This window comes from Pseudomonas atagonensis (assembly GCF_011369485.1).
Classification (GTDB): domain Bacteria; phylum Pseudomonadota; class Gammaproteobacteria; order Pseudomonadales; family Pseudomonadaceae; genus Aquipseudomonas; species Aquipseudomonas atagonensis.
Genome location: NZ_VXCA01000036.1, coordinates 44991 through 66553, shown reverse-complemented (window position 1 = coordinate 66553; position 21563 = coordinate 44991). Strand labels below are relative to the sequence as shown.

Below are 21563 nucleotides of genomic sequence, written 5' to 3'. Positions count from 1 at the left end.
GTACGAGGCCGCCCATATCAATGCGAGCCGGGCGCCGAATTATTCGTTGAGTTTGGCGAGGATCTTGTAGACCACGGTGGCGAGAATCATCAGCATGCCGACCCACATGGCGAAGACGCCGGCATTTTTGTCACGGAAGTTGAAGCCGATCGCCAGCAGGATCATCCCGCACAGAATGGGGATGAGCATGGCGTGGAACGAAGACATCGAGATCATGAAGACTGCCTTGTCGGAAGGGATGATTTAAGTCTAGGTCGGTTTTGCTTGAGCGGTTCTGATGTGTATCAGAAATGAGCCGGTTCCAGGATGAAATCCGTTGTCCGAACCGACGCCTTCGCAAGCAGGCTCGCCCCCACTATTTGAAATGCAATCCAATATGGGAGCGGGCTTGTTCACGAAGCTTTATGGCAATTCGCGGCAGGCGTAGAACGCGCTCAGCACTTTGACCAGGTGCGCGAGGTCATGGCTGCCGCACAGTTCGCGAATCGAGTGCATGGCGAACGTCGGCAAGCCGATGTCGACCGTACGCACGCCCAGGTGGCTGGCGGTGATCGGGCCGATGGTCGAGCCGCAGCCCATGTCGCTGCGCACCACGAAGCTTTGCACGGGCACTTCTTCGGCCATGCACAGATGACGGAAGAAACCGGCGGTTTCGCTGTTGGTGGCGTAGCGTTGGTTGCTGTTGACCTTGATCACCGGGCCGGCGTTGAGTTTCGGGCCGTGGTTGGCGTCGTGCTTCTCGGCGTAGTTCGGGTGCACACCGTGGGCGTTATCGGCCGAGACCAGCAGGGATTTCTGGATGGTGCGAACGAACTCGTCACCTTCAGGCAGCAGGCGGCGCAGGGTCTGCTCGAGCATCGGGCCGTCGGCGCCACAGGCCGAGCAGGAACCAACCTCTTCGTGGTCGTTGCACACGAGCACGCAGGTTTCGTCGGTCTCGGCGGTCAGCAAGGCTTGCAGGCCGGCGTAGCACGACAGCAGATTGTCGAGGCGCGCGCCAGCAATGAAATCGCCGTTCAGGCCAATGACGGCAGCGCTTTGCGTGTCGTAAAAACTCAGCTCGTAATCGAGCACGACGTCGGCGTTCAGGCCATGTTCGCGGGCCAGTTGATCGGTAAGCACGGCGCGGAAGTCGACGCGCTCGTCACCGGCGAATTGCGCGAGGATCGGCGGCAGTTCGGTCTGCGCGTTGATCGCCCAGCCCTGGTTGGCTTCACGGTTGAGGTGAATCGCCAGGTTGGGAATGATCGCAATCGGCGCCTTGAAGTCGATCAACTGGCTTTCGACTTTGCCGTCGCGGCGGAAGGTCACGCGGCCGGCCAGCGACAGATCGCGGTCGAACCACGGCGCCAGCAGTGCGCCGCCGTAGACTTCTACGCCCAGTTGCCAGAAACCCTGACGCTGCAGTTCCGGCTGCGGCTTGACCCGCAGGCACGGGCTATCGGTGTGAGCGCCGACCAGACGGATGCCGCCGTGCAACGGCGAGTTGCGGCCCATTTTGATCGCGACAATCGAGGAATCGTTACGGGTGACGTAGTAGCGGCCGTTGGCTTCGGTGTGCCACGGTTCGCGCTCGTCGAGGCGCACAAAACCGGCGGCCTCCAGACGTTGAACAAGGCTGGCGGTGGCGTGGAACGGGGTAGGGGAGGCCTTGAGGAAGTCGATCAGGCCTTGGTTCAACTCTTCGCGCATAAGAAGCTCCAGACAGCAATGGGCGGGAGTTTAACGCATTGACCAGGGAATTGAATCTGAACCGGATCCCTGTGGGAGAGGGCTTGCTCGCGAATGCTGTGACTCAGACAAAGAAACGTCGACTGACACGACGTCTTCGCGAGCAAGCCCGCTCCCACAGTTTTGATCGAATTGCCGCCTAAAACGGTGCCGGGCACTCGAAGCGCAGGCGTTCGCCGGTTTGTGGATGGGTGAAGCTGAGCATGCTCGCGTGCAGGCACAGGCGTGGCCAGGCAGCGAGGGCTTGTTCGTGGGCGTAGAGGCCGTCGCCGAGCAGCGGATGCCCGATGGACAGCATGTGTACGCGCAATTGGTGCGAGCGGCCGGTAATTGGTGTCAGTTCGACGCGGCACCAGTCGCCACAACGCTCCAGCACACGCCAGAAGGTCAGTGCGTGCTTGCCGAATTCGTGATCGACGACATGGCGCGGCTTGGTCGGCGGATCGTAGCGCAGGGGCAGGTCGATGCTGCCGCTGTCCAGTTCTGGCTGACCCCAGGCCAGCGCGGTGTAGGCCTTTTCGGTTTCGCGGTCGTGAAACTGTCGCGACAGTTCGCGGTGGCTGTCGGCGTCACGGGCCAGCAGGATGATGCCGGAGGTTTCCCAGTCCAGACGATGGACGATGCGCGCTTCCGGGTAGCCGTTTTCCTGCAGGCGGGTAATCAGGCAATCCTTGTTGTCGTCGGCGCGACCGGGCACCGAGAGCAACAGGGTCGGTTTGTTCACCACCAGTACGGCAGCGTCCTGATGGATGATGTGGACGTTGGACAACGGCATTAAAACAGCCTCGTAACAAATGCCAACGGCGGTTCAGGGCCATTCCGTTTCGAGAATGGCCCTGAACCGCCGTCGTACCTGCCGGATCGACTCAGCGATCTGGCAGGGTGATGTTGAGTTCCAGAATCGAGCAACTGCCCTGGCTTTCCAGTGCAACATGTACGTCGTCGTTGCCGATGTTGACGTACTTGCGGATCACGTCGACCAGTTCCTTCTGCAAGGCTGGCAAGTAATCCGGCGTGCTGCGCTGGCCGCGCTCATGCGCCACGATGATCTGTAGACGCTCTTTCGCTACCGAGGCAGTGCTTGGCTTTTTGTTGGCACGAAAGAAGTCAAAAAGGTTCATTACCTACCTCCAAACAGGCGCTCGAAGAATCCCTTCTTCTCGACATCGAGGAACCGGTGCGCTTTGTCTTTGCCCAGCAGGCGGTCGACGGTATCGCTGTAAGCCTGACCGGCATCGCTCTGGTCGTCGAGAATCACCGGTACACCCTGGTTGGATGCCTTGAGCACCGCCTGGGATTCCGGGATCACGCCGAGCAGCGTTACCGAGAGGATTTCCTTGACGTCTTCAACGCCAAGCATTTCGCCTTTTTCAACACGCTCCGGGTGGTAGCGGGTGATCAGCAGGTGTTCCTTGATCGGGTCTTCGCCACGTTCGGCACGACGCGATTTGCTGGCCAGCAGGCCGAGCATGCGGTCCGAATCTCGTACCGAGGACACTTCCGGGTTGGTCACGACGATCGCTTCATCAGCGAAGTACATGGCCAGGTGAGCGCCTTTCTCGATGCCCGCCGGGGAGTCGCAGACCACGAACTCGAATTGTTCCTTGAGCTCCATCAGGACTTTTTCCACGCCTTCGACAGTCAGCGCGTCTTTGTCGCGGGTCTGACTGGCGGCCAGTACGTAGAGGTTTTCCAGACGTTTGTCTTTGATCAGAGCCTGTTGCAGGTTGGCTTCGCCGTTGACCACGTTGACGAAGTCATACACCACGCGGCGCTCGCAACCCATGATCAGGTCAAGGTTACGCAAGCCCACGTCGAAGTCGACGATCACTGTTTTGTGGCCGCGCAGAGCGAGGCCGGTACCGATAGCGGCGCTGGTGGTGGTCTTACCCACACCACCCTTGCCGGATGTAACCACGAGAATCTTGGCCAAGGTGTTTCACCCCTAAGGAAGAAGGACTTTTTAGCCCCTGAAAAACATCTCTTGAAAACTACTGCAGTCGGACAGCCTTGGCTGGAATTTGGCTTTTGGCCTTTTTCCTACTTCGTTTGAGCCGTTTTCGCTACGTTTTAGAGATGCTTGGAAAATGCGGCAGTATCCGTTAAAGCCGAATGATGTTCAACACGTCGCCTGACAGGCTGACCTGTACGCCCGAGCCCCACATCGGGTCGCGACGCAAATCTTCGGAAACCTTGTAATGACCGGCGATGGAGATCAGTTCAGCGCTCAATTGCTGACAGAAAATCCGTGCCTTGGTATCACCTTTCACGCCGGCCAGCGCACGACCACGCATCGGGCCGTATACATGGATGTTGCCATCGGCGAGAAGTTCCGCCCCCGGACTGACCGAGGACACCACTACCAGATCGCCACCCTGGGCATATATCTGTTGGCCACCACGCACTGGCGTGGTGATCACGCGGGTTGGTTTGATGGTCGGCTCAGGCGGCTTTTCCGGTTTCTTTTTGACTTCGGCTTCCGGCGTTTCCAGCGGTCGCTCACGGGCGCCGGACGGCGGCAGCACCGGAATGTCGATGGCGATGGCGGCGGCGATGTCTTCGATGCGGCTGGCACGAATCGCCAGGGTGCGCAGGCCGTGTTGACGGCACACGCGCATCAGCCCCGGCAGATCAACCGCGCCTTCGCTCGGCGGCAATTTGTCCAGCGCCAGAACCAGCGGCGCGTTGCTGAAGAAGTTCGGCGCCTGGGCGACTTTGGCGGCCAATTGCCGATCGAGGCTTTCGAGGTCGTTACGGGCCAGTTCCAGCACAGTAATGGCCAGCATGCTGCCCTTGAGCTGGAATACGGGATCTTGGTCTAACGGTTCGGTTTGGCTCATGTCGGCATACAACGGCTTGTCACTAAAAGTGCCGAGACTTATAACGAGAACGCCCGCGAGCCGCAAGCCGGGTCGAACGATGTAGAATGCGCGGCCACTGTATTTACGGAAGCTTTAATGGATCGCCCGCGTTTTCGAAGAGCATTTCTATCCCCACGCTTCTGGCCGCTCTGGTGCGGTCTGGGGCTTTTGTGGCTGATCGTGCAGTTGCCGTATCCGGCATTGCTGACCATCGGTCGAGTTTTGGGTGCGTTGATGTATCGCGTGGCCGGCGACCGGCGGCGCATCGCCAAGCGTAATCTTGAGCTGTGTTTCCCGGAAAAATCCGCCGCGGAGCGCAAACGCCTGCTCAAGGAAAACTTTGCCTCCACCGGCATCGCGTTTTTTGAAATGGCGATGAGTTGGTGGTGGTCCCGCGAGCGTCTGGCGAAGCTGGCCCACGTTGAAGGCCTGGAGCATTTGCAAAAGGCCCAGCGCGAAGGCAAGGGCGTGATCCTGATGGCGGCGCATTTCACCACCCTGGAAATCGGCGCGGCGTTGCTCGGTCAGCAGCACACCATCGACGGCATGTACCGCGAACACAAAAACCCGTTGTTCGACTTCATCCAGCGTCAGGGCCGCGAACGGCACAACCTCGATTCGCTGGCGGTGGAACGCGACGACGTGCGCGGCATGCTCAAACTGCTGCGCTCGGGCCGGGCGATCTGGTACGCACCGGATCAGGACTACGGCGCCAAGCAAAGCATTTTCGTGCCGCTGTTCGGCATTCAGGCCGCGACCGTGACCGCCACCACCAAATTTGCCCGGTTGGGTAAAGCGCTGGTGGTGCCGTTCACTCAGGAGCGTCTGGCCGACGGCAGTGGTTATCGCCTGACGATTCACCCGCCGCTGGAAGATTTTCCGGGCGAGACCGAAGAGGCCGATTGCATTCGCATCAACCAGTGGGTGGAAAGCGCGTTGCGGGCCTGCCCCGAGCAATACCTGTGGGCGCATCGACGGTTCAAGAGCCGTCCTCCGGGCGAGCCGAAGTTGTACGCCAAACGTGGTTGATTGACCCACCCTTTTAAGCACCATGGAGCGTTGCGATGAGCCCAGCTGAACCGGTCACAGGTTTGATTCTTTCCGGCGGCGGGGCTCGGGCGGCGTATCAGGTGGGGGTGTTGGCGGCGATTGCCGAGTTGCTGCCGCTGGGCGCCGATAACCCGTTTCCGGTGATCGTCGGCACTTCCGCAGGCGCAATCAATGCCGTCAGCCTGGCCAGTGGCGCGACGGATTTTCGCGCCGCCATCGAACGCCTGACACTGTTCTGGCAGGGCTTTCGCAGCCACCGCGTGTTGCGCAGCGACTGGCCGGGTGTGATCCGCCAGGCCAGCCGTTTCGTCAGCCACAGCCTGCTCGGCCTCGGTCGCCAGTTGCCGGTGGCGCTGCTCAACAGTTCGCCGCTGCGCGACCTGCTCAACGAAAAACTGCACATGCCCGGCATCGCCGAATCCATCGCGCGCAAGCAATTGCACGCGGTGGCGGTGACGGCGTTCGGCTACGAGTCGGGGCAAGCCGTCACGTTCTATCAGGGCGGCGGCAAGATTGATTCGTGGCTACGGCATCGGCGTATAGGTGTGCCAACGCAATTGTCGGTGGAGCATCTGCTGGCAAGTTCGGCGATTCCGCTGTTGTTCGCCCCGGTGAAAATCGGTGATGAATACTTCGGTGACGGCGCGGTGCGGCAATCGGCGCCTATCAGTCCGGCCTTGCATCTGGGCGCCAGTCGCGTGCTGGTGGTCGGCGTCAGCGGCAACCCGCGAGGTTTTGACCCGCAGCAGCCGCTGGAACGCACCTACACGGGGCAACAGCCGACGTTGGCGCAGATTGGCGGGCACATGCTCAACAGTACGTTCATTGACAGTCTGGAGAGCGATATCGAGCTGCTTCAGCGTCTCAACCAGTTCAGCCATCTGATGCCCGCAGGCACGCCGACTCGCGCGCTCGGCGTGGCGCCGGTGGAGGTGCTGGTGATTTCGCCGAGTCAGCCGATTGATGAAATCGCGGCACGGCATCGCCAGGAATTGCCGGCAGCGTTGCGGCTGTTTCTGCGTGGGCCGGGGGCGACGAAAACGAGCGGGGCAGGGGTGTTGAGCTATCTGCTGTTCGAGGCGGGGTATTGCAGCGAATTGATCGACTTGGGGCGGCGCGATGCGTTGGCCAAGCGCGATGAGCTGTGCCGGTTTCTCGGGATTGGCGAGGCGGTGATTCCGGCCTGAGATTTGGGGTGTTGCCATCGGGAGCAGGCTTACTCCTACAGGGATTTGCGTCTTACGCTCAATAGGCGTCAACACTGAACCCTTGTAGGAGTGAGCCTGCTCACGATGGCGTCCGTGAGGACGCCGCCGGATCAGAAGTGGAACTTCACCAGGAAGCTGGTCACGTTCTGATTGGTGGTGAACGCACGGGTGTCATCGATCCCGTACTTGTCTTTCCAGTAGTCGTACTCGACACCAACGTACAGCTGCTTCTCGCCGAAATTCAGCGCCTTGCCCAGGTCGTATTTGACCTGTGGGTTGAAGTGCAGGTTGGCGTGGTAGTCGCCTTTGGAGTTGGAATCGTTGTCGGTGACCCAGTCCATGTAGCCGTCGATCAGGATGTTCGAATCGCCGACCGGAATGGTGTAGGACCACACTGGTGTGATCTGCCAGACGTTGTCACCCGGGCGCGAGCCCTCGGTGTGGCGCTGGTAGAAGTTCAGCTGGAAGTAGTCGAAGCCCGGGATGGCCAGGTCGAAACCAGGACCGATCAGGTAAGACTCGGTGTCACCCTCGCCGAACTCGTAGGTCATCGCCAGCAGGACATCTTTGATCGGGCCGAACTCGATCTTCTGGTCGAGCACCTTGCCCAGCGAGATGCGTGGCTGGAACTCGCCGTAGTAGGTGTTCGGGCCGTTGTTGAAGTCCTTTTCACCGTTGTAGAAGATCTTGTCGACGAACAGGAAGTTGTCCCCGTACTTCCACGCATCGGCGTGTTCGAAGGTGACGGTCTGCTGAATCGCAGGGTTGACCTTGAAGTCTTTACCGTAAAGGTAGGTCAGGCTGTTGTTCTGCCACTGCAGCAGGCCATCGGCCATGGCCTGGCCGCCGGCCAACATCGATCCCGCGAGCATCAGGCTGGTGCACATACGTTTCATTCGGTTGCTCCCAAAGTAGGTGTTCCACGTTTATTTTTTTAAGATCGGCGCTCTGGTGTGGCGCCTTTTTTCATTGCTGCAAAAGTCATCCGATCGGTCAGCTTTCATGCTGTTAGCAAAAGCTGAGCCAAGGCTTTCGAAAAGCAAAAAAACGCCCGATCGGCTGCTGAAAAACAGTCGATTGAGCGTGTTTTCGGGATGCCTCGGTACTGGCCGGGGCCGGGATAAGTTGGCCCGTCGGTCAGGAATTAAATCCGGGCTTTTTTTTAGACCGAATTCAAGAGGCCGCGGAGAATACTGACTCCTCGGCCAGCTCTCAAGTGCCCCGCAACAGAGCACCGACGACAGGTATGGGGCACGGTTGCGGGTCATCTTAAAAGTGCACCTTCACCAGCAGGCTGGCGGTGTTCTGATTGGTGTCGAGGTTGTGGCTGTTTTCGACCCCGTATTTGTTCTTCCAGTAGCTGTATTCGGTGCCGACGTAGAGCTGCTTTTGGCTCCAGCCCAAGGCTTTGCCGAGGTCGTATTTGATCTGCGGGTTGATGTGGAGGTTGGCGTGGTAGGTGCCGCGCGAGTTCTCGTCGTTGTCGACGACCCAGTCCAGATAGCCGTCGATCAGCACGTCGGAATTGCCCAGCGGAAAACTGTAGGACCAGCCCGGGGTGATCTGCCAGACACCGTCGCCGGGGCGCGGGCCTTCGGTCTGGCGGCGGAAGATATTCAGGGTGACGTAGTTGAAGCCCGGCACTTTCAGGTCGAAACCGGCGCCGATCAGATAGGCCTCGCTCTCGCCTTCGCCATACTCGTAGGTCATGGCGAGCAGCACGTCCTTGATCGGGCCGAATTCGAGTTTCTGATCGAAGATCTTGCCGAACGAGAAGCGCGGGGTGAATTCGCCGTAGAAGGTGTGCGGGCCTTTGTTGCGGTCTTCCTGGCCGTTGTAGAAGATCTTGTCGACGAACAGGAAGTTGTCGCCGTACTTCCATTTGTCGGCGTGCTCGAAGGTCACCGTCTGCTGGATCGACGGGTTGATCGCGAAATTCTTGCCGTACAGGTAGCTCAGGCTGTTGGTCTGCCACAGCAGTAAATCGCCGGCCATGGCTTGCGATGCGGCCAGAAGGCCGCCCCCCAACAACATGTTTGTCTGAGTACGAATCATCTGTTGCTCCCTCTTGTTTTTATTGTTTGAGGCGCAGAGCTGTTGCTTGCCCTTGTAGGAGTGAGCCTGCTCGCGATAGCGGTGAATCCGTCAACACTGGTGTCAGGGCTGATGACGCAATCGCGAGCAGGCTCACTCCTACACAGGGCTTTTCGGTGTTGCGGTTAATGCTGGTGTGCGTGGCAGTCGTTGATCGCGGCGCGCTCGGCGCCGCCAAGGATGTTGAACAGCAGGTTCAGCGTCAGCGCACTGAGCGTGGCCATGGCGATGCCGCTGTGGGTAATCGGGCTCATCCACAGCGGCAAGTGCGCGAAGAACTCCGGACGCACCACCGGGATCAGGCCCATGCCGATGCTCACTGCCACCAGCAATTGATTGCGCCGGTCACCGATGTCGGCTTCCTGCAGGATTTTGATGCCGGTCGCCGCGACCATGCCGAACATCGCAATCGCCGCACCGCCCAATACCGCCGGTGGAATCGAAGCCACCAAAAACGCCGCTTTCGGCAGCAGGCTCAGGACGATCAGCAAACCGCCGGCGACGATGGTCACTGAGCGGCAGCGCACGCCGGTCATCTGCACCAGGCCGATGTTCTGTGCGAAAGAGGAGTGGGTGAAGGTGTTGAAGAAACCGGCAACGAAGGAAGCGCCGGCATCGCACAGCAAGCCGCGACGCAACATGCGCGGGCAGACTTCCTGCCCGGTAATTTTGCCCAGCGCGAGAAACATCCCGGTGGACTCGACGAAAATAATCACCACCACCAGACACATCGACAGGATCGGCGCGAGTTCGAATTTCGGCATGCCAAAGTGCAGCGGGGTGACGAACTGAACCCATGGCGCGTTGGCCATACCGCTCAGATCGACCATGCCGATTGCACCGCAGAGCAAGTAGCCAAAACACATGCCGATGAGGACGGAAATGTTCACCCAGAATCCGCGCATGAAGCGGTGGATCAACAGAATGGTGCCCAACACCAGTGCGGCGATGGCCAGATAAATCGGTGAACCGAATTGTGCAGCGGCGGCACCGCCACCGGCCCAATTCACGGCCACGGGGAACAGCGACAAACCGATCGAGGTGATGACCGTGCCGGTCACCAGCGGCGGGAAAAAACGCACGACCTTGGACATGAACGGCGCGATGATCATGCCGAAGAAACCGGCGGCAATGGTGGCGCCGAAGATGCCTTGCAGACCGATACCGGGCATGCCGGCCATGGCGACCATGCTGCCGACCGCGGCAAAACTGGCGCCCATCATCACCGGCATGCGGATGCCCATCGGGCCGATACCCATCGATTGCACGATGGTGGCGACACCGGCGACCAGCAGGTCGGCGTTGATCAGGAAGGCGATTTCTTCACGACTCAGGCCAGCGGCCTGTCCGATGATCAGCGGCACCGCGATGGCACCACCGTACATCAGCAGAACATGTTGCAAACCGACCAGGATCAGTTGCAAAAGGGGCAAACGCTGAATGGCGGGTGCGTCGGGGATGCGCGCTTTGGACAGCTCGGACATGCAACACCTCGGATCTTTTTATTCTTGTGATTGAACAGCTGCCGGGTTGCTCACAGCTGTCCTTTTGCATCAGGTAAACCGCGTTGCGGCTAATCGCTGGCAAGCCAACTCCCACACAGGCAGTGCAAAACCCTGTGGGAGCTGGCTTGCCAGCGATGCTTTTACTGCTTAGTTGGTCTGGGCTCCCTGCGCGATCCATGCACCGATCAGGTCACGTTCCTGCTGGGTCATCTGAGTGATGTTGCCCAGTGGCATGATCTGCGTGGTGATGGCTTGCGCCTGAATCCGCGCCGCGTTCTGACGGATCTGCTCGGGGGTGTCGAACATCACACCGGCGGGCGCCGCGCTGAACAACGGGCTGGTCGGTTTGGCCGAATGGCAGACCGCGCAGCGTTCCTGGATAACGTTGTGCACCTTGTCGAACGCAGGGCCTGCGTTCGACGCTTGCGCCGGTGCAGCTGCAGGGGTGGTCGGTGCTGCGGGTGCGGCGGCTTCAGCCGGTTTCGCGCCACCGCCCAGTGCCGTTTCCGGCAGCGGTTGGTACTCGATTTTCGCAGGCGCTTTGGCCACGTCCGGAGTGGTCGACATCGGCGCAGGACCGGTGACGTACGCCAGACTGATCATGCCTACCGCTGCCACTGGCAGAGTCCAGGCAAACTTGTGGCTGTCGTGACGGGTGTTGAAGTAGTGACGCACCAACACCGCCAACACCGCGATCCCGGCCAGGATCAACCAGTTGTACTGGCTGCCATACGTGCTCGGGAAGTGGTTGCTGATCATGATGAACAGCACCGGCAGGGTGAAGTAGTTGTTGTGACGCGAACGCAGCAGGCCTTTGGCTGGCAGCGCCGGATCCGGCGTGCGGTTCTCGGCAATCGCCGCGACCAGTGCACGCTGTGCCGGCATGATGATGCGGAACACGTTGCCGACCATGATGGTGCCGATGATCGCGCCGACGTGCAGGTACGCACCACGACCACTGAACACTTTGCTGAAGCCATACGCCGCGCCGATGATCAGCACGAACAGGATGAAGCCGAGCAGGGCGGGTTTCTTGCCCAGTGGCGAATCGCAGAGGAAGTCGTAGATGAACCAGCCGGCGATCAGCGAACCGATGCCGATGGCCACGCCTTCAGGGCCGGTCAGGCCGCTGCCGGGTGCCACGAGGTAGAGCACGGGGTTGGAGTAGAACACCACGCACAGCAGCGCGATACCCGACATCCAGGTGAAGTAGGCTTCCCATTTGAACCAGTGCAGGTTCTCCGGCATCGACGGCGGGGCCAGTTTGTATTTTTCCAGGTGATAGATACCGCCACCGTGGATCGCCCACAGATCACCGGCAAGACCGGTTTTCGGGTTGACGCGGTTGAGGTTGTTCTCCAGCCAGACGAAGTAGAACGACGCGCCGATCCAGGCCACGCCAGTGATCATGTGAACCCAGCGCACGCTCAGGTTCAGCCATTCCAACAGATGTGCTTCCACAGTCTTTACCTCTCGCCTGTCACTCTTGTTGTCGAGTGATCAGACCTTCTCTTATTGGTGGGGGGCGAGGATCAAACGCTCATCCTCTTTGAAAAAATGCTCATCGCAGTTATTGCCTGTGCCACTGCGATCAACCACCAGGAAGTCATCCCGCTTTTCGATCGTCAGCACCGGATGGTGCCAGACGCCGCGATGGTAATTGATGCCCTGCCTGCCGTTGGTGACGAAGGCGCGGACCAAGCCTGATACAGGTTCATCGCCAAGTGGCGCGACCACGATCAGAAAGGGGTTGCCGAGCAGCGGAATGAAAGCCTGGCTGCCCAGCGGATGGCGTTCCAGCATGCTCACGGTCAGCGGCATGTCCTGCGCGTCGGCGCGGAAGATGCTGATGATCGCGTTGTCCTCAGGCGTCGCGGTTTCGACCGTCGCCAGTTTGTGGAAGCGCATGGTCGAACCGTTGTTGATCATGAAGTGATCGCTGCCGTCGGTTTCGATCACGTCACCGAAAGGGGCGAAGGCTTCTTTGGTCAGCGGTTCAATCTGTAGTGTGCGCATGCTGCTCTTCTTAATCTCTTGAAAATTGATCGTTCCCACGCTCTGCGTGGGAACGCTGCCATGGACGCTCCGCGTCCACTGTGACGCGGAGCGTCACGGTATGCATTCCCACGCAGAGCGTGGGAACGATCGGGTGTTACTTCGCGACCTTGCCGAGAACGCGCAGGCGGCTCACACCACCGTCCGGGAACACGTTCAGACGGATGTGGGTGATCGGGCCCAGTGCCTTGATCTGCTCGACGAAGGTGTGTTCGGCGTGCATTTCCAGCTTCTGGCTTGGCAGCAGATCGCGCCAGAACAGCGACTGGGTTTCGATCTGGCTGTCAGTACCGCCCTTGACGAACGCGCCCTGGATCGAGCAGGTGTCCGGGTAGTTACCTTTGAAGTGCAGGGTGTCGACGACGATCTTCTCGATCTCGCCCGGGTGACCCAGCGCGACGATGACCCAGTCATTGCCCGGGGTGCGACGACGTGCAGTTTCCCAGCCGTCGCCCATGTTGATGCCACGGCCCGGGTTGAGGATGTTGCTCATGCGGCCGAAGTGTTCGTCGGAGCAGGCGAGGGCGCGGCCACCATTCAGGGCTGCTGCCAGATCGACTTGCTCGTTATCGCCAACAGCCGACCAGTCGCGGAACGGAATGCCGTAGACGCGCAGGCGGGCCACACCACCGTCCGGGTAGATGTTGAAGCGCAGGTGGCTGAAAGCCTTGTCGTTGCTGATTTCGTGGTAGTGGTGGCTGTTGCCCTGCAGCTCGACGGCCGACAGCACTTCAGTCCACTGGGTGTTTTCGTCCGGCTCGCCCGACGCCAGGAAACACGCTTCCAGCGAGGCCGATGGCGGGAAGTTGCCGGTGAAGAATGAAGTGTCGATGTCCACGCCTTTGATCGAACCCGGTACGCCCAGACGGATCACTGCGCTGTCGAAGCCTTCGAAGCGCTTGCGGCGCGATTCCCAGCCGTCCATCCACTTGCCGTTGTCATCGAACACGCCCTCCTTCCATACGGCCGGGGTCGGTTGGAACAGACGATTGGCGTCTGCGAACCAGTCATCGGTGACCGAGATGATTTTGGTGCCCAGACGGGCATCGGCCAAGTTGACGAATTTTTCGAAAGGTACGGCGTAAGCTTTCATTCTTCTTGTCTGCCTTTAAATAAGTGGCTGGGGATGCTTGCGAGGCCCTGGGCATTCTCCGCGTCTGACATGCTCGGGCCAGGCTTGCTAAAGAGTCAGTAAACGGAACAGGGCGATCTTGTTGATCTCCGCCAGCGCGCATTTGAATTCGGTGTCGACCGAGTTGTGAATGCGCGTTTCGAACGCCGCGAGGATCTGATGCCGGTTGCTGCCTTTTACCGCCATGATGAAGGGAAACTTGAACTTGGCTTTGTAGGCGTCGTTCAGCTCGGTGAAGCGCTGGAACTCTTCGGCCGTGCATTGGTGAATACCGGCGCCAGCCTGTTCATTGGTGCTGGCTTCGGTCAACTCGCCCTGGACGGCTGCTTTGCCGGCCAGGTCCGGGTGAGCGTTGATCAGTGCCAGCTGACTGGCGTGATCGGCGCTCAACAGGATGTCGCTCATGCGCTGGTGCAGGGTTTCGATCTCGTCGATTGAGGCGTCTGCGCCCAGGTCGTAGGCCTTTTCGGCTACCCATGGCGAATGTTCGTAGATATCGGCAAAGGCTTTGACGAAGGCGTCGCGGCTCAGGGTCGACGGTTGCAGGGTTTGAAAGCGGCTCATTTGGCGGCCCCTTGGTACGGGTGGGTTTCGTGCCAGTGACGCGCGATGTCGACGCGACGGCTGAACCACACCTGTTCATGACTTTTGGCGTATTCGATGAAGCGCTTGAGCGAGGCGAGGCGACCCGGGCGGCCGATCAGGCGGCAGTGCAGACCGATCGAAAGCATTTTCGGCGCTTCGGCACCTTCGGCGTAAAGCACGTCGAACGCATCTTTGAGGTATTCGAAGAAGTCGTCACCTTTGTTGAAACCCTGCACTTGCGTGAAGCGCATGTCGTTGGTGTCGAGGGTGTACGGGATCACCAGATGCGGCTTGCCGGTCGGGTTATTCGGTTCCCAGTAGGGCAGGTCGTCGTCGTAGGTGTCGCAGTCGTAGAGGAAACCGCCTTCTTCCATCACCAGGCGACGGGTGTTCGGGCCGGTGCGACCGGTGTACCAGCCCAGCGGGCGCTCGCCGGTGAGTTCGGTGAGGACGCGGATCGCTTCGAGCATGTGCTCGCGTTCCTGCGCTTCGTCCATGTACTGGTAGTCGATCCAGCGGTAGCCGTGGCTGCAGATCTCGTGGCCAGCTTCGACCATCGCGCGGATCACATCCGGGTGGCGCTGGGCGGCCATGGCGACGGCGAAGATGGTCAGCGGAATGTCGAATTCCTTGAACAGTTTCAGGATCCGCCAGACGCCGGCACGGCTGCCATACTCGTAAAGCGATTCCATGCTCATGTTGCGCGCGCCTTGCAGCGGCTGGGCGGCAACCATTTCCGAGAGGAACGCTTCCGATTCTTTGTCACCGTGCAGAATGTTGCGCTCGCCGCCCTCTTCGTAATTGAGCACGAAGGACAGGGCGATACGAGCATTGCCCGGCCAGTGTGGGTGAGGAGGGTTACTGCCGTAACCGATCAGGTCGCGTGGGTAGTCAGCGCTCACTGCAGTCTTCCTTCTTATTCGTTGACAGATTGTGTGGCGGCCTGACGGTGAGAAGACAGGCTGGTGTCACAGCGATGGGCTGATTGTATACAACTTTATTGTCGATTTGTAAGCCTGAATTTTCGCATTTTTCACCGACTGTCATCTTTTGCTGTTATTGGCGTGAGCCTGCAAGAAACCTGCCTGACCAGTCAGCTAATGGATGCGAGGTTCAATGAACTGGCGTGTTGCTGGCAAAACGCGGGTAAAGGCCCGGATGGCGGGGGTGATGTGAAAAATGTCGTTTTTATTGTGTACAATTTTTTTGAAAAGTGTCTTAATCAGTCGCTCGCCGCAGCTTTTCGTGCTCCGAATCGGTGCGGTCTCCTTTTCAACTGACTTCGGGAGGCGCGAAGTCTGACTGCTTCCACGCAGGCAGGCGCGCAGAATCAATGGGACGTTTGACAACACACGTTTTGGACGCTGCACACGGTTGCCCGGGCAGTTCGATCAAGGTCGAGCTGTACCGCGTTGAAGGTTCGCACCTGGAATTGGTCGCCAGTGCGCTTACCAACAGCGATGGCCGGGTCGATGCGCCGCTGCTGCAAGGCGATGATTATCGCACCGGGGTTTATCAGGTTCAGTTCCATGCGGGCGATTACTACCGCGCCCGTGGGGTTCAGCTGCCTGAGCCGGCGTTTCTGGATGTGGTGGTGCTGCGTTTCGGCATCTCTGCAGAACAGGATCACTACCACGTGCCTTTGCTGATCTCGCCTTACAGCTATTCCACGTACCGGGGCAGCTGACCCCCAAGCAGCTGCCCCCACCGGGAAGCGACTGCGCATATAGCTTCTTTGGTCTTTCGCCCGCCCACACTGCGGGCTTTTTTTTGCCTTTGGAAAAGTGTTGCCTGATCTGACGCCTTCGCGAGCAAGCCCGCTCCCACTCTGGAATGTGTACACCCTGTGGGAGTGGGCTTGCTCGCGAAGCTTTTGCTCTTAGCGACTCAACAAAGATGCAGCGCCAGCACCACTGAACAACCCGGCACTCACCCGGTTAAACCAGCTCTGCCCCTTGCCACTGCGCAGATACCGCGCCGCGCCGTGTGCGCCCAGGCCGTAAGCAAGCTTGCAGCACAGATCGAGCACCACCCAGGTCGCAATCATGATCAGCAATTGCGGCAGGAACGGCTGCTGCGCGGTGAGGAACTGCGGCAGAAATGCGGCGAAGAACAGAATGTCTTTCGGGTTGCTCGCGCCCAGCACGAAGGCTCGGCCGAACAGGGTGCGAAAGCGCGGCACCGGCGCCGCCTGCGGTACTTCGGCACCTACCGAGGGCTGACGCGATTGCTGCCAGCTCTGCCACGCGAGGTAGAACAGATACAGCGCACCGACGATTTTCAAGGCACTGAACAGTTGCTCCGACGCCAGCAACAACGCGCCCAGCCCCAGCGCCGAAGCACTGAGCAGGCAGATCGAGGCAATCACGCCGCCGAGAAACGCCGGGTAAGAACGGCGCAAACCGTAATTCAGACTGTTGCTGATCATCAGCAATGACAGCGGCCCCGGAATCAGGATCACCACCAGCGCAGCGCCGCTGAACAGCAGCCAGGTTTCCAGACTCATCACTTTCCTCCTTTTTTTATGGGTATTGAGAATGTGCAAAAGCCCCACCCGATGGGGTGAGGCTGTTTTGAAGCTTGAACCGCGTAACGCTTACAAGAAGATGAACTTGGCGATGAAGATCGCGCAGAGCACCCACAGGCTGACGGAAATCTCTTTGTACTTGCCGGTGCCGGCCTTCAGTGCCACGTAGGTGATGAAGCCCAGCGCGATGCCGTCGGCGACCGAGAAGGTCAGCGGCATCATGATTGCGGTAACGATCGCCGGAATGCTGTCGGTCGCTTCGTCCCATTCGATGTGGGCCATACCACCCATCATCAGCATCGCTACATAAATCAGTGCACCGGCGGTGGCGTAGGCGGGAATCATGCCGGCCAGCGGAGCGAAAAACATCGCGGCTATAAATAGCACACCTACGGTGACGGCGGTAAGACCAGTCCGACCACCAGCGGCCACACCGGCAGCACTTTCTACATAGCTTGTGACAGGCGGCACGCCCACCACGGCGCCAAATACGCTGGAAGCACTGTCGGCTTTCATCGCGCGGGAAAGGTTTTCGATGCGACCGTCAGCGCCGACCAGATTGGCGCGTTGAGCAACGCCCATCAGGGTTCCGGCGGTGTCGAACATGTGCACAAAGAGGAAGGCGAGTACCACGCTGATCATGCTGACGTTGAATACGCCGGCCACGTTCATTGCCATCCAGGTCGGTGCCAGGCTTGGCGGCGCAGACATGATGCCTTCGTAGTGAACGAGGCCCAGACCCCAACCGGCAAGGGTCACGGTGATGATGCTGATGAGGATCGCCCCGAACACGCGGTGGTAGCTGAGGATCGCAATCATCAGGAAGCACACGGCGGCGAGCAGCGGCCCGGGTTCGCGCAGGGAACCGAGTTTGATCAGAGTGGCCGGGCTGTCAACGACGATGCCGGCGGTTTTCAGGCCAATCAGACCGAGGAACAGACCGACACCGGCACCCATCGCAAAGCGCAGGCTGACCGGAATACTGTTGAGCAGCCATTCGCGAATCCGCGAAAAGGTCAGGATCATGAACAGCACACCGGAAACGAATACCGCACCGAGCGCGGTTTCCCAGTTGTAGCCCATGGTGCCGACCACTGTGTAGGTAAAGAAGGCGTTAAGGCCCATGCCCGGTGCCAGACCCACCGGCCAGTTGGCGTAAAGGCCCATCAACAGGCAGCCCAGCGCGGCGGCGATACAGGTGGCGACGAACGCTGCACCGTGGTCAATCCCGGCATCGGCCATGATGTTGGGGTTGACGAAGATGATGTAGGCCATGGTGATGAAGGTTGTCAGACCGGCAATCAACTCGGTCTTCACCGTGGTGCCATGCAAGCTGAGTTTAAAGATGCGCTCCAGCAAGCCATTGCGTAATGGCGGCGAGAGTTCCAGCGTCGATGCTTCGGATTTGCGGCTTTCCACAGCGAGTACTCCTCAAGAGTTTTATTGTTATTTCCAGGGCCGGACCCATGAGGGGTGGCAGCAGCCCTTTGAGGCATACGCGAATTTGTTGACCATGCGGTCAGGAACTCGCACGCAGTGGATTATGCTTTTGTGTACAAATAAAGCAAATATTGTTTTTGGTTTTGTTTACGAAAGTTCCGGCGATAGGGATATATCGCCCGTTCCGGCCCTTTCGGGAGTAAACCTCCTCCCACAGTGACCGCATTTCAAATGTGGGAGGGGGCTTGCTCCCGAAGAGGCCGGCCAGGTCAATCGAGATGCGCCTGACTGTTCCCCAGCGCCAGATTCACCGCCAGCCAGCCATTCACCGCTGCTTCCCCGGCTTCGGCAAACACCCGCTCCAGCAACTTCACCTGCTCACGCCGCAACGCTTGCTCAAACTTCGCGCCTTCTGCCGTCAACTCCAGCAGCCGCTTACGCTTGTCAGTCAGCGACGCCACGCTGTCGACCAGATGCATTTCCTGCAACTGCCGCAGCGGCATGTTCAGCGCCTGTTTGCTCACACCGAGCAGTGCGAGCAATTCCTTCACGCTGAGATTCGGGTAACGCGCGATGAAAAACACAATGCGCTGATGCACCCGCGAGAGGCCGCGGCGCTCGAGCATTTCGTCAGCCTTGGCGGTGAATGCCTGATAGCCGAAGAAAAACGCTTCCATGGCCTGTTGTTGGCTTGCAGGGTTTTTAAGGTCAAGCATGTTGACGTTTCCAGTCGGGTTGTCGTAATTTCAGTCAACAAGTTTGACTCATATTCCACACGCCTCGCTACCGGTGACCACCATGGCTTTTTCCGAACGTGTCTCGCGCCTTAAAAGTTCTTTGATTCGTGAAATCCTCGCCGCCGCCCAGCGCCCGGAGGTGATGTCGTTCGCCGGTGGTCTGCCGGCCGAAGCCATGCTGCCGAAAGTCGAATGGGCCGACCTGCCGCTGTCCCTCGGCCAGTACGGCATGAGCGAAGGTGAACCGGCATTGCGTGAAGCGCTGGCCGCAGAGGCGAGGGCGCTGGGGCTGGCCTGCGAGGCGAGTCAGGTACTGGTGGTCAGCGGATCTCAGCAAACCCTCGATCTGGCCGCCAAGCTGTACATCGACAAAGGCACCGAGATCTTGCTGGAAGCGCCTACTTATCTGGCGGCGTTGCAGATCTTCCAGCTGTTCGGCGCCGATTGTCTGACCGTGCCGCAAGAGTCCGATGGCCCGAACCTGGCGCAATTGCGTAGTCGCCTGGAGCAGCATCGTCCAGCGTTCATCTATTTGATTCCGACGTTCCAGAACCCGTCCGCCGTGCGCTACAGCGAGGAAAAACGCGCAGCCGTCGCGGCGCTGCTCGACGAATTCGGCGTCACGTTGATTGAAGACGAACCGTACCGCGAGCTGACGTTCGACGGCGGCAGCGCCAAACCGATTGCCGGACGCCTGAAAAAAGCCAGCTGGATCTACACCGGCACCGTGTCGAAAACCTTGCTGCCGGGTTTGCGCGTCGGCTACCTGATCGCCAGCCCGGATCTGTTCCCGCACCTGCTCAAGCTCAAGCAATCCGCAGATTTGCACACCAACCGCATCGGTCAGTGGCAGGCACTGCAGTGGATCGGCAGCGAGAAATATCAGCAGCACTTGAGTGAGTTGCGCGGGTTCTATCGGCAGCGCCGCGACGCCTTTCAAGCGGCGCTGGAAACCCACTTCGCCGATCTGGCCGACTGGAATGTGCCCCAAGGCGGGCTGTTTTTCTGGCTGACGTTGAAACAACCCCTGGATACGCGGACGCTGCTCAACGAAGCGTTGGCCAACGATGTGGCGTTCATGCCGGGTGAGCCGTTCTTCCCCGAGCCAGATCAAAACCTCGGGCATCTCCGCTTGAATTTCAGCCATATCGATCCGGCGCGACTGAGTGAAGGGCTAAAGCGACTGGCGGCGGTGGTGCGCCAGAAACAGGCGGCTTTGGCGGCCTGAAAACCAATAAACCGGCTAAAGGGCCGGTTTATTTTTGTCTGGAGTTTGCGGTGTCTGAGCTGAGTCGACATCCCATCAAGATCAGACCGCAGCGAAACGCTTATCCAGATAATCAATGATCACCTTGGACTCATACATCCAGGTCGTCTGACCATTCTCTTCGATACGCAGGCACGGCACCTTGATCCGGCCACCCTGTTCCAGCAGCGTCTGGCGATCCTGCACGTTGTTCTTCGCGTCCTTCAGCGCCACCGGCACATTCAGGCGGCGCAGGGTGCGGCGGGTTTTCACGCAGAACGGGCAGGCGTGGAACTGATATAGCGTCAGATCCTTCGCCGCAGCGTCCACTTGAGCCTGAGCAGCGGCGGGGCGTTTTTTCTTGCCCGGGCGGGTCAGAAAGTCGATGAAGATGATCAGTTGGCCGAGGCCGACACGAAGCGCTTTGACGAACACGTTACAAGCCTCACAGGGACATTGAAGAAGGCGCGCAGCTTACCCGATTTTTCACGGACGAAAAAAAACCGGCGATCAACGCCGGTTTTTTTCTGTTGCGAGTTACTTGATCAGGCTGAGGAACTCGCTGCGAGTCGCCGCGTTTTCGCGGAACTCACCGAGCATCACCGAAGTGATCATTGACGAATTCTGCTTCTCGACACCGCGCATCATCATGCACATGTGCTTGGCCTCGATCACCACGGCCACGCCCAGTGCACCGGTGACTTGCTGAACGGCGTCGGCGATCTGGCGGCTGAGGTTTTCCTGAATCTGCAGGCGGCGTGCATACATGTCGACAATGCGCGCGACCTTCGACAGGCCCAGCACTTTACCGCTCGGGATGTAAGCAACGTGGGCCTTGCCGATGAACGGCAGCAGGTGGTGTTCGCACAACGAGTACAGCTCGATGTCCTTGACCAGCACCATTTCGCTGTTGTCGGAGCTGAACAGGGCACCGTTGGTGACCTCTTCGAGCGTCTGTTCATAACCGCGGCAGAGGTACTGCATGGCTTTGGCGGCACGCTTTGGCGTGTCGAGCAGGCCCTCGCGGGACACGTCCTCGCCCAGTTGGCCGAGAATCGCGGTGTAGTTTTGTTCCAGTGTCACAGGGGCTGATTCCATAAGGGTTTCAGAGGGGTACTGTTTCTGTCTGTACCAATTTTGTACCAATCAAGCTGTTTTCGAGCTTACCGAGTTCACCCCAGTCGGTGCTGGAGTTTATCCATCGGGCGTACGTCGATAGCAACATCTGAACGCTATGACCGAGCTGAGTGGCAATAAACGCAGGGTTCATACCCGCCATGAGGCACATGGTAGCGTATGTGTGTCGGCAGTTGTATTGCCGGTGGAAGCGAAACTCCACGTCAAACGGCGAAAACTCAGATGAATGGAGCTTTTGGCCAAAAATATCCTAAC

Annotated in this window: 23 protein-coding genes and 1 pseudogene; 4 read left to right on the top strand and 20 right to left on the bottom strand. The window is 59.2% G+C overall.

Annotated features, from left to right (window positions below):
• Nucleotides 1–39: 39 nt before the first annotated feature.
• The 6 genes from F2P67_RS24680 to minC form a co-directional block, all read right to left on the bottom strand.
• Nucleotides 40–216 carry a hypothetical protein gene (locus F2P67_RS24680; protein ID WP_007919198.1) on the bottom strand — a complete coding sequence of 59 codons (177 nt, stop codon included), beginning with the start codon at nt 214–216 and terminating at the stop codon, nt 40–42.
• 186 nt (nt 217–402) lie between these two features.
• Nucleotides 403–1692, bottom strand: coding sequence for a M18 family aminopeptidase (locus tag F2P67_RS24675; RefSeq protein ID WP_166224945.1), 1290 nt, complete (start codon nt 1690–1692; stop codon nt 403–405).
• A 178-nt stretch (nt 1693–1870) separates the two neighbouring features.
• On the bottom strand, nt 1871–2506 hold the full coding sequence (locus F2P67_RS24670; protein ID WP_166224942.1) for an RluA family pseudouridine synthase: 636 nt from the start codon (nt 2504–2506) through the stop codon (nt 1871–1873).
• 91 nt (nt 2507–2597) lie between these two features.
• Nucleotides 2598–2852 carry a cell division topological specificity factor MinE gene (minE, locus tag F2P67_RS24665; RefSeq protein WP_003223146.1) on the bottom strand — a complete coding sequence of 85 codons (255 nt, stop codon included), beginning with the start codon at nt 2850–2852 and terminating at the stop codon, nt 2598–2600.
• Entirely contained in the window at nt 2852–3664 is an 813-nt protein-coding gene (gene minD / locus F2P67_RS24660) for a septum site-determining protein MinD (RefSeq protein WP_096822931.1), read from the bottom strand. Before minD ends, minE begins: the two co-directional genes overlap by 1 nt.
• Before the next feature lie 169 nt (nt 3665–3833).
• Nucleotides 3834–4571 carry a septum site-determining protein MinC gene (gene minC / locus F2P67_RS24655; protein ID WP_038367080.1) on the bottom strand — a complete coding sequence of 246 codons (738 nt, stop codon included), beginning with the start codon at nt 4569–4571 and terminating at the stop codon, nt 3834–3836.
• 117 nt (nt 4572–4688) lie between these two features.
• On the opposite strand from minC, the gene F2P67_RS24650 reads away from it, so the two are divergent.
• Both F2P67_RS24650 and F2P67_RS24645 read left to right on the top strand, forming a co-directional pair.
• A complete protein-coding gene (locus F2P67_RS24650; protein WP_166224939.1) occupies nt 4689–5621 on the top strand; it encodes a lipid A biosynthesis lauroyl acyltransferase in 933 nt (310 codons plus the stop codon).
• Nucleotides 5622–5656: 35 nt separating this feature from the next.
• Nucleotides 5657–6829, top strand: coding sequence for a patatin-like phospholipase family protein (locus tag F2P67_RS24645; RefSeq protein WP_166224936.1), 1173 nt, complete (start codon nt 5657–5659; stop codon nt 6827–6829).
• A 131-nt stretch (nt 6830–6960) separates the two neighbouring features.
• On the opposite strand, the gene F2P67_RS24640 is transcribed toward F2P67_RS24645, so the two are convergent.
• From F2P67_RS24640 to puuE, 8 genes are all read right to left on the bottom strand, one after another.
• Nucleotides 6961–7746, bottom strand: a complete 786-nt coding sequence (locus tag F2P67_RS24640) for an outer membrane protein OmpK (protein ID WP_166224933.1) — start codon at nt 7744–7746, stop codon at nt 6961–6963.
• 373 nt (nt 7747–8119) lie between these two features.
• The gene (locus F2P67_RS24635; RefSeq protein WP_166224930.1) at nt 8120–8905 is read right to left on the bottom strand and encodes an outer membrane protein OmpK; all 786 of its coding nucleotides are present in this window, start codon (nt 8903–8905) and stop codon (nt 8120–8122) included.
• Between the two features lie 164 nt (nt 8906–9069).
• On the bottom strand, nt 9070–10428 hold the full coding sequence (locus F2P67_RS24630; RefSeq protein WP_166224927.1) for a nucleobase:cation symporter-2 family protein: 1359 nt from the start codon (nt 10426–10428) through the stop codon (nt 9070–9072).
• Between the two features lie 168 nt (nt 10429–10596).
• Nucleotides 10597–11910, bottom strand: coding sequence for a urate hydroxylase PuuD (locus tag F2P67_RS24625; protein WP_166224924.1), 1314 nt, complete (start codon nt 11908–11910; stop codon nt 10597–10599).
• Nucleotides 11911–11961: 51 nt separating this feature from the next.
• Nucleotides 11962–12465 carry an ureidoglycolate lyase gene (locus tag F2P67_RS24620; protein WP_007960648.1) on the bottom strand — a complete coding sequence of 168 codons (504 nt, stop codon included), beginning with the start codon at nt 12463–12465 and terminating at the stop codon, nt 11962–11964.
• Nucleotides 12466–12601: 136 nt separating this feature from the next.
• On the bottom strand, nt 12602–13597 hold the full coding sequence (gene alc, locus F2P67_RS24615; protein ID WP_105709327.1) for an allantoicase: 996 nt from the start codon (nt 13595–13597) through the stop codon (nt 12602–12604).
• Between the two features lie 87 nt (nt 13598–13684).
• Complete coding sequence (gene uraD, locus F2P67_RS24610) at nt 13685–14200, bottom strand: 2-oxo-4-hydroxy-4-carboxy-5-ureidoimidazoline decarboxylase (protein WP_166224921.1); 516 nt, start codon at nt 14198–14200, stop codon at nt 13685–13687.
• Complete coding sequence (gene puuE, locus F2P67_RS24605) at nt 14197–15123, bottom strand: allantoinase PuuE (RefSeq protein ID WP_166224918.1); 927 nt, start codon at nt 15121–15123, stop codon at nt 14197–14199. The genes uraD and puuE overlap by 4 nt, the downstream gene beginning before the upstream one ends.
• A gap of 431 nt (nt 15124–15554) precedes the next feature.
• On the opposite strand from puuE, the gene uraH reads away from it, so the two are divergent.
• Nucleotides 15555–15908 (top strand): hydroxyisourate hydrolase, encoded by a 354-nt coding sequence (gene uraH, locus F2P67_RS24600; protein ID WP_011333195.1) that lies wholly within the window; start codon nt 15555–15557, stop codon nt 15906–15908.
• 192 nt (nt 15909–16100) lie between these two features.
• Here the strand turns inward: uraH and F2P67_RS24595 are convergent, their stop codons facing one another.
• The 3 genes from F2P67_RS24595 to F2P67_RS24585 all read right to left on the bottom strand — a co-directional run bounded on the left by F2P67_RS24595 (nt 16101) and on the right by F2P67_RS24585 (nt 18904).
• Nucleotides 16101–16727: a LysE family translocator gene (locus F2P67_RS24595; protein WP_166224915.1), complete on the bottom strand. Its 627-nt coding sequence runs from the start codon at nt 16725–16727 to the stop codon at nt 16101–16103.
• Nucleotides 16728–16817: 90 nt separating this feature from the next.
• The gene (locus tag F2P67_RS24590; protein WP_166224912.1) at nt 16818–18167 is read right to left on the bottom strand and encodes a solute carrier family 23 protein; all 1350 of its coding nucleotides are present in this window, start codon (nt 18165–18167) and stop codon (nt 16818–16820) included.
• Between the two features lie 290 nt (nt 18168–18457).
• Entirely contained in the window at nt 18458–18904 is a 447-nt protein-coding gene (locus F2P67_RS24585) for a MarR family winged helix-turn-helix transcriptional regulator (RefSeq protein ID WP_166224909.1), read from the bottom strand.
• 82 nt (nt 18905–18986) lie between these two features.
• Between F2P67_RS24585 and F2P67_RS24580 the strand changes: the two genes are divergently transcribed.
• Nucleotides 18987–20153 carry an aminotransferase-like domain-containing protein gene (locus F2P67_RS24580; RefSeq protein WP_166224906.1) on the top strand — a complete coding sequence of 389 codons (1167 nt, stop codon included), beginning with the start codon at nt 18987–18989 and terminating at the stop codon, nt 20151–20153.
• 81 nt (nt 20154–20234) lie between these two features.
• Here the strand turns inward: F2P67_RS24580 and F2P67_RS24575 are convergent, their stop codons facing one another.
• From F2P67_RS24575 to F2P67_RS27840, 3 genes and pseudogenes are all read right to left on the bottom strand, one after another.
• Entirely contained in the window at nt 20235–20606 is a 372-nt protein-coding gene (locus F2P67_RS24575; RefSeq protein ID WP_166224903.1) for a glutathione S-transferase N-terminal domain-containing protein, read from the bottom strand.
• Nucleotides 20607–20708: 102 nt separating this feature from the next.
• Nucleotides 20709–21254 carry a GTP cyclohydrolase I FolE gene (gene folE, locus F2P67_RS24570; RefSeq protein ID WP_010456659.1) on the bottom strand — a complete coding sequence of 182 codons (546 nt, stop codon included), beginning with the start codon at nt 21252–21254 and terminating at the stop codon, nt 20709–20711.
• A 22-nt stretch (nt 21255–21276) separates the two neighbouring features.
• Nucleotides 21277–21501 (bottom strand): annotated as a pseudogene (locus tag F2P67_RS27840) (site-specific integrase); the annotation flags it as partial.
• Between the last annotated feature and the right edge of the window lie 62 nt (nt 21502–21563).

Coding starts and splice junctions, on each gene's coding strand:
- F2P67_RS24670 (WP_166224942.1), bottom strand. CDS start 2,506: ATGCCGTTGTCCAACGTCCACATCATCCATCAGGACGCTGCCGTACTG.
- uraH (WP_011333195.1), top strand. CDS start 15,555: ATGGGACGTTTGACAACACACGTTTTGGACGCTGCACACGGTTGCCCG.
- minE (WP_003223146.1), bottom strand. CDS start 2,852: ATGAACCTTTTTGACTTCTTTCGTGCCAACAAAAAGCCAAGCACTGCC.
- minC (WP_038367080.1), bottom strand. CDS start 4,571: ATGAGCCAAACCGAACCGTTAGACCAAGATCCCGTATTCCAGCTCAAG.
- F2P67_RS24675 (WP_166224945.1), bottom strand. CDS start 1,692: ATGCGCGAAGAGTTGAACCAAGGCCTGATCGACTTCCTCAAGGCCTCC.
- alc (WP_105709327.1), bottom strand. CDS start 13,597: ATGAAAGCTTACGCCGTACCTTTCGAAAAATTCGTCAACTTGGCCGAT.
- F2P67_RS24645 (WP_166224936.1), top strand. CDS start 5,657: ATGAGCCCAGCTGAACCGGTCACAGGTTTGATTCTTTCCGGCGGCGGG.
- F2P67_RS24620 (WP_007960648.1), bottom strand. CDS start 12,465: ATGCGCACACTACAGATTGAACCGCTGACCAAAGAAGCCTTCGCCCCT.
- F2P67_RS24635 (WP_166224930.1), bottom strand. CDS start 8,905: ATGATTCGTACTCAGACAAACATGTTGTTGGGGGGCGGCCTTCTGGCC.
- F2P67_RS24580 (WP_166224906.1), top strand. CDS start 18,987: ATGGCTTTTTCCGAACGTGTCTCGCGCCTTAAAAGTTCTTTGATTCGT.
- F2P67_RS24650 (WP_166224939.1), top strand. CDS start 4,689: ATGGATCGCCCGCGTTTTCGAAGAGCATTTCTATCCCCACGCTTCTGG.
- F2P67_RS24680 (WP_007919198.1), bottom strand. CDS start 216: ATGATCTCGATGTCTTCGTTCCACGCCATGCTCATCCCCATTCTGTGC.
- uraD (WP_166224921.1), bottom strand. CDS start 14,200: ATGAGCCGCTTTCAAACCCTGCAACCGTCGACCCTGAGCCGCGACGCC.
- F2P67_RS24585 (WP_166224909.1), bottom strand. CDS start 18,904: ATGCTTGACCTTAAAAACCCTGCAAGCCAACAACAGGCCATGGAAGCG.
- F2P67_RS24630 (WP_166224927.1), bottom strand. CDS start 10,428: ATGTCCGAGCTGTCCAAAGCGCGCATCCCCGACGCACCCGCCATTCAG.
- F2P67_RS24640 (WP_166224933.1), bottom strand. CDS start 7,746: ATGAAACGTATGTGCACCAGCCTGATGCTCGCGGGATCGATGTTGGCC.
- F2P67_RS24595 (WP_166224915.1), bottom strand. CDS start 16,727: ATGAGTCTGGAAACCTGGCTGCTGTTCAGCGGCGCTGCGCTGGTGGTG.